Origin of the sequence: Mesorhizobium sp. M2A.F.Ca.ET.039.01.1.1, assembly GCF_003998035.1 — a bacterium.
GTDB lineage: Bacteria > Pseudomonadota > Alphaproteobacteria > Rhizobiales > Rhizobiaceae > Mesorhizobium.
On sequence record NZ_RZRY01000446.1, the window covers coordinates 1 to 5,345 of the forward strand.

Consider the following 5,345-nt stretch of genomic DNA (forward strand, 5'->3'; position numbering starts at 1 on the left):
CTGCGAAAGCATCGAGCAGGCCGCCGGCACGCTGTCGGGCGGCAACCAGCAGAAGGTGGTGATCGGCAAATGGCTGGCGACACGGCCGCGCGTGCTTCTGCTCGACGAGCCGACGCGCGGCATCGATGTCGGCGCCAAGCGCGAGATCTACGACCTCATCTTCAAGCTCGCCGGCGACGGGCTGGCGATCACCGTGATCAGCTCGGAACTGCCCGAGCTTCTGCATCTGGCCGACCGCATCCTGGTCATGGCGGAGGGCCGCCAGCGCGGCATCCTGTCCCGCATTGAGGCCAGCGAGGAGGCGATCATGCGGCTTGCCGCCCCTAGAAGGACCGCGAGACCTGCGGCATGAACCTCATCAGCCTTGTCTCCCGCACCAAACTTTACTGGGGGCTGATCGCCATCTTCCTGATCGGCGTGTTCGGCTCGCCGATCAGCTCCAAGGGCAACAACATCTTCTTGTCCTACGGTAACCTGCTCGACGTGCTGCGCCAGGTGTCGACCACCGGCCTCATCGCCACCGGCATGACGGCGGTGATCCTGACCGGCGGCATCGATCTTTCCGTCGGCTCGCTGATGGCGATCTGCTCGGTCGTCTGCGCCATGCTGCTCACCGTGCCGGGCATCACGCCGTCGGCGGCGCTTGGCGTGCCGACGACCGCGCTGGTGGCTCTCAGCCTCGGCGCACTCGCCACCCGCTTCATCCTGCTCAACATCCAGAAATCCCGCGCCGGCGCGGAAGCCGGCCGCGACGTGCGGCTGGACACGACGCGCGGGCTGGTCATCCCGGGCGTGGTCGGCGTGATCCTTTGCTGCCTCTCGCTGTGGTACCTGCTGCCGCAGGTCGAGACCAAGTTCGGCGTGCTCGGCGTGCTTCTGGTGGCGCCTTGCGTCGGCCTGCTGTTCGGCACCATCAACGGCTTCATCATCGTCGCCGGCCGCCTGCAGCCCTTTATCGTGACGCTGGCGATGATGGTGACAGCGCTCGGCATCGCCAGGCTGACCGCCGGCCAGAACAATGCGGTGCTGCCGGTCTATACCGGCTCCAACGCCACGGAAGAGTTCGAGATCCTGCGCTCGCTGGTGTTCGGCGTCGTGCCGATGCCAGGCCTGTTCTTCCTCGGCGCGGTCGTGATCTACGGCGCGGTGCTGCGCTTCACGCCCTTCGGCCGCTATGTCTACGCCATCGGCGGCAATGAGGAGGCGGCCAGGCTTTCCGGCATCGCGGCGGGACGCGTCAAGATCGCCACCTATGCGGTGTCCGGCCTGCTCGCCGGCATCGCGGCGGCGCTCTACGTGGCGCAATACCGGCAAGGCAAGCCGGATGCCGGCGCGGGGCTGGAGCTCGACGCCATCGCCGCCGTGGTTATCGGCGGCACCAGCCTGATGGGCGGGCGCGGCAGCCTGATCGGCACCTTCTGCGGCGTGCTGATCTTCGGACTGCTGTCCAACATCCTGCAGCTGCACAACATCAATTCGAACCTTCAGCTGGTGCTGAAGGGGGCGATCATCATCGGCACGGTGCTCGTTCAGGAGCGCAACGCCGGCGACATTTTAAGCTATCTGCGCCTGCCCGGCGGACGGGCGGCGCAAAAGGAAACGGCCGCGGCCAAGCGGCCGTCACAGGAGACCTCGTCTCTATAATCCGGAGGAAATAGGACCATGAAACGACGTGAAATGCTGAAGCTCGCCACTTTCGCGGCGGCACTTCTGACGACCACCGCAATTCTGTCCGGCAACCATGCCTTTGCCCAGGACAAGAAGTGGAAGATCGGCTTCTCGCAGGTGACGACCATCGAACCCTGGCGCGCCCAGTTCAACAAGGACATCATCGCCGAGGCCGCCAGGCATCCGGAAGTCGAGCTGATCATCACCGACGGCGAGGACAAGACCGAAAAGCAGGTCGCCGACGTCGAGAACCTGATCCGCCAGGAGGTCGACGCGCTGCTGGTGTCGCCGAAGGAATCGGCCGGCCTCACCGGCGTGGTGCAACAGGCGATCGACGCCAAGATCCCGGTCTTCGTGCTCGACCGCAATGTCGACACCAAGGACTACACGCAGTTCGTCGGTGGCGACAACAAGCTGATCGGCCGGGCTGCCGGCGAATATGCCGTCGAGCTTCTGGGCGGCAAGGGCAAGGCCGCCGGCAACGTCGTCGAGATCTGGGGCGGCATGGGCACGCAGCCGGCGCATGACCGCCATGACGGTTTCCATGAATTCACCGACAAGGAGCCGGGCATCAAGTATCTGCTCGACCAGCAGTCGGGCGACTGGAAGCAGGACCAGGCCTACAACATCATGGCCAACGCGCTGAAGACCAACGAGAAGATCGACCTCGTCTACGGCCACAACGATCCGATGGCCTATGGCGCCTATCTCGCGGCGAAGGATGTCGGGCGCGAGAAGGACATCAAGTTCATCGGCATCGACGGTCTGCCCAACGAAGGCGTGCAGATGGTGAACAAGGGCGAGCTGACCGCGACCTTCACCTATGTCACGCCGGGCGCCGAGGGCCTGCGTCAGGCGATCAAGTTCCTCAACGGCGAGAAGGTCGAGAAGACCATCACGCTGCCGACGGAGAAGATCACCAAGGAGAACACCGCCAAGATCCTCAAGGACAACGGGCTCTAAGTCCGGAGCCCTGCCGGGCCACGCGCCCGGCAGGGTTTTGCCCGAGCGCGAGGCGCTCCCCTGACAAGCTAGCCGCCGGATGCGTGAAAGGTCGCCGAGACGCCGATTTTCCGGCCTTTCGCGACCGAAAGTCACGCCCCCCGAGGCGAGCGTTACCCTCACCGGATGACGGCTCCAGGCGCCGCCAGCGGCGTCGCGTCCAAAAAAGCCAGTCGGAACAATACGATAGCGCGGGCTCGCGCCGAGCGCGCCCCAACGCGCGGCGGATCGCTGCCAAAGCCTTGCCGAGACAATGAACAGCTTGCGCAGAATGCTTGCGCCCCGTATCGGCTGTTCTTATATACGCCCCAGCCGTCCCGGCCCCCGAAAACCGGTGACCATGACGGGATTTCTTGTGAACAGGGGCTTTCGTCGGAACGCCTTTTGAAGGGTCCTGAGAGCCTGCTTAGAGGAGAGACTAGAACAATGGCAAAAGTTATCGGTATCGATCTCGGCACCACCAATTCCTGCATCGCCATCATGGATGGCAAGGACCCCAAGGTGATTGAGAATGCTGAGGGCGCGCGCACGACGCCTTCCATCGTCGCCATCTCGAATGACGGCGAACGCCTCGTTGGCCAGCCGGCCAAGCGCCAGGCGGTCACCAATCCTGAAAACACCATCTTCGCGGTCAAGCGCCTGATCGGCCGCCGCTATGACGACCCGGTGACGGAGAAGGACAAGAAGCTTGTCCCCTACAAGATCGTCAAGGGCGACAATGGCGACGCCTGGGTCGAGGCCGGCGGCAAGAAGCAGTCGCCCAGCCAGATCTCGGCCATGATCCTGCAGAAGATGAAGGAGACGGCAGAAGCCTATCTGGGCGAGAAGGTCGAGAAGGCGGTCATCACCGTTCCGGCCTATTTCAACGACGCCCAGCGCCAGGCGACCAAGGACGCCGGCAGGATCGCCGGCCTTGAGGTGCTGCGCATCATCAACGAGCCGACGGCCGCAGCCCTTGCCTACGGCCTGGAGAAGAAGGACGGCAAGACCATCGCCGTCTATGACCTTGGCGGCGGCACCTTCGATATTTCCGTGCTCGAAATCGGCGACGGCGTGTTCGAGGTGAAGTCGACCAATGGTGACACCTTCCTCGGCGGCGAGGATTTCGACATGCGGCTCGTCGAATATCTGGCGGCCGAATTCAAGAAGGAACAGGGCATCGACCTCAAGGCCGACAAACTGGCGCTGCAGCGTCTGAAGGAAGCGGCCGAGAAGGCCAAGATCGAGCTGTCGTCGACGACGCAGACCGAGATCAACCTTCCCTTCATCACCGCCGACGCCACCGGCCCGAAGCACCTGACGATGAAGCTCACCCGGGCGAAGTTCGAGCAGCTGGTCGACGACCTCGTCCAGCGCACGATCGAGCCCTGCAAGGCGGCGCTCAAGGATGCTGGCCTGAAGGCTGCCGAGATCGACGAAGTGGTGCTGGTCGGCGGCATGACCCGCATGCCCAAGATCCAGGAGATCGTGAAGCAGTTCTTCGGCAAGGAGCCGCACAAGGGCGTCAATCCGGATGAGGTCGTTGCGCTCGGCGCCGCCATCCAGGCCGGCGTGCTGCAGGGCGATGTTAAGGACGTGCTGTTGCTCGATGTGACGCCGCTGTCGCTGGGCATCGAGACGCTGGGTGGCGTGTTCACCCGACTGATCGAGCGCAACACGACGATCCCGACCAAGAAGAGCCAGACCTTCTCGACCGCCGAGGATTCGCAGTCGGCTGTGACGATCCGCGTCTTCCAGGGCGAGCGCGAAATGGCGGCGGACAACAAGCTGCTCGGCCAGTTCGACCTGGTCGGCATCCCGCCGGCGCCGCGCGGCGTGCCGCAGATCGAGGTCACCTTCGACATCGACGCCAACGGCATCGTCAACGTCTCGGCCAAGGACAAGGGCACCGGCAAGGAGCACCAGATCCGCATCCAGGCTTCGGGCGGCCTGTCCGACGCCGACATCGAGAAGATGGTGAAGGACGCCGAGGCCAATGCCGACGCCGACAAGAAGCGCCGTGCTCTCGTCGAGGCCCGCAACCAGGCCGAGGCGCTGGTGCATTCGTCCGAGAAGTCGCTGAAGGATTATGGCGACAAGGTCTCGGATGCTGATCGCACCGCGATCTCCGATGCCATCGCCGCGCTGAAGACCGCGGCCGAAGGCGACGATCCGGCCGATATCGAGGCCAAGTCGCAGTCGCTCGCCGAAGTGTCGATGAAGCTCGGCCAGGCCATGTACGAGGCCTCGCAGAAGGAAGCGGCCGAAGCCGACGCCAAGGCGGATGCCGCCAAGGATTCGGACGTGGTCGACGCCGACTTCGAGGAAATCGACGAAGACGACGACAAGAAGAAGTCGGCTTGAGCCGGCTGACGGCGATTAAGTGCAAAAGCCCGGTGCAAAGCCGGGCTTTTTTGCAACCTTCGTTGAAAAAGTACGGGCCTGCTTGAAAAAGTGACGGAAAAAACCGGAGCTAGCCTGCTTGGTACTAGCATCCGGGAAACATCGCTCCTAAATCCAAGGCCATGCCGGCAAACGTCGCCAACAATGCTTGAAGACATTGAGCATCCGGACAGCGGGAAAAAATGAAAGCTGATTTCTACGAAACGCTGGGCGTGCAAAAAGGCGCCGACGAAAAGGAACTCAAGAGCGCTTTTCGCAAGCTCGCCATGCAGTTCCATCCCGACCGCAACCCC

At 63.4% G+C, this 5,345-nt stretch carries 5 protein-coding genes; all 5 read left to right on the forward strand.

The genetic code is table 11. The annotated features are described in order from the left end of the window. On the forward strand, positions 1–352 hold a 352-nt coding region (locus tag EOA24_RS26355; RefSeq protein ID WP_133374619.1), incomplete at its 5' end, for an ATP-binding cassette domain-containing protein. Next, entirely contained in the window at positions 349–1,644 is a 1,296-nt protein-coding gene (locus EOA24_RS26360) for an ABC transporter permease (RefSeq protein ID WP_126080145.1), read from the forward strand. The genes EOA24_RS26355 and EOA24_RS26360, both read left to right, overlap by 4 nt. 18 nt (positions 1,645–1,662) lie before the next feature. Next, a complete protein-coding gene (locus EOA24_RS26365) occupies positions 1,663–2,631 on the forward strand; it encodes a substrate-binding domain-containing protein (protein ID WP_127410224.1) in 969 nt (322 codons plus the stop codon). 465 nt (positions 2,632–3,096) lie between these two features. Further along, complete coding sequence (gene dnaK, locus EOA24_RS26370; RefSeq protein WP_126080143.1) at positions 3,097–5,013, forward strand: molecular chaperone DnaK; 1,917 nt, start codon at positions 3,097–3,099, stop codon at positions 5,011–5,013. A gap of 221 nt (positions 5,014–5,234) precedes the next feature. Further along, the coding region (locus tag EOA24_RS26375) for a DnaJ domain-containing protein (protein WP_133374620.1) at positions 5,235–5,345 on the forward strand (111 nt) is incomplete at its 3' end.